The sequence below is a fragment of the Paenibacillus provencensis genome (assembly GCF_042678545.1).
Classification (GTDB): Bacteria; Bacillota; Bacilli; order Paenibacillales; family Paenibacillaceae; genus Paenibacillus; species Paenibacillus provencensis.
Window position 1 is genome coordinate 1 of the sequence record NZ_JBHTKX010000020.1, and the last position, 1,343, is coordinate 1,343.

The window sequence follows — 1,343 nt, forward strand, 5'->3', positions numbered from 1 at the left end:
AGGGTAGCGTCAAGAATTTTGTGTAAATAAAAATAACCTTTACTTGTAGCAGTTGAATTACGTGTTGCTTTTGAACATGGCTTGTAGTTCTGCACGAGCTTGGTCAAAGCCAATATGACATCTTGTAGCAAAGCGTTGGTTATAGCCTTCGAACTGTGAAACTAAAAATTTCTCTAGTGCTTCTTCGTGAGGAAATTGTTCTTTCCGTTTCGTGTATTTCTTGATCTGCTTGTTAAAAGATTCAATAAGATTCGTAGAGTAAATGCTTCTCCAAATCGACTGTGGAAAGCTGTAAAACGTGAAGATATACGGATTCTCCACTAAAGCTTTCGTTGCTTTAGGATAAGCAGTTTTCCACTTATCACAGAAACGTTCTAGCGCTTCACGACCAGCTTGCTCATCCTTTGCGCGGTATATTGTTTTGAAATCATCACAGATCTCAGCACGATCAGACACACGCACTTTATGAGCAAGATTGCGAGCAAGATGAACACAGCAGGTTTGGTATTTGGCACCTGGAAAGACCTCGAAAATGGCATCAACCATACCTTTTAACCCATCAGAAATAAAGAGTAGCACTTCTTCTGTGCCTCTTTCTCGAAGGTCTTGCAGAAGCTCTTTCCATACGTAGGCAGACTCAGTTGGAGCGATGGCATAGCTAAGCACCTCCTTAGAACCGTCTTCACGAATGCCTACAGCTAGGTAAACGGCTTCTTTCGAAACAGTCTCACGCTTTACAGCAATGTAGGTTGCATCCAAATAGACACAGACATAGCGCTGGGCTAATGGGCGCTTTAGGAACGCATCAACATGCTCTACCATCACTTGCGTCATGTTAGATATGGTTTGTGGTGTGTAATGATGCCCATACATTTTCTCGATCAGATCAGCGATTTCAGTCATGGTTACGCCCTTTTGGAACATATGAATGACAAACGATTCTAACGTGTCGTTGGATCGCTTGTAGGGCGCTACGGTCTGCTGCTTGAACTCTCCATTACGATCACGAGGGATTTGAAGGTGCAGATCGCCGTATTCCGTATGGAGCGTACGTGTATAGCTGCCGTTACGAGAATTGCCTGTATTGAAGCCTGCACGATCATACTTTTCGTAATCTAGGAAGGCGGTTAACTCGGTTGTTAACAAGTGATTCATCGCTCTTTCGAGGTGAATACGAAAAATTTCAGTCACATCTTGTTTTGTAACTAGAGCTTGGACTAAATCTGTTGTAAAATGATTCATAGGGAAGACCTCTCTCTGTGAATTTTGTGTGGTAACTCAATTCTACAAGAAAAGGTCTTCCTTTTGCATTTATTCATTTACACATAATATTTTATACTCTC

At 41.8% G+C, this 1,343-nt stretch carries 1 protein-coding gene; it reads right to left on the reverse strand.

The genetic code is table 11. From position 1 onward, the window contains the following. Positions 1-57: 57 nt before the first annotated feature. Positions 58-1,242 (reverse strand): IS256 family transposase, encoded by a 1,185-nt coding sequence (locus tag ACFQ3J_RS27015; RefSeq protein WP_379294424.1) that lies wholly within the window; start codon positions 1,240-1,242, stop codon positions 58-60. Between the last annotated feature and the right edge of the window lie 101 nt (positions 1,243-1,343).

Bases quoted from the DNA above. Each gene is read 5' to 3' on its own strand.
- ACFQ3J_RS27015 (WP_379294424.1), bottom strand. From the start codon at position 1,242: ATGAATCATTTTACAACAGATTTAGTCCAAGCTCTAGTTACAAAACAA.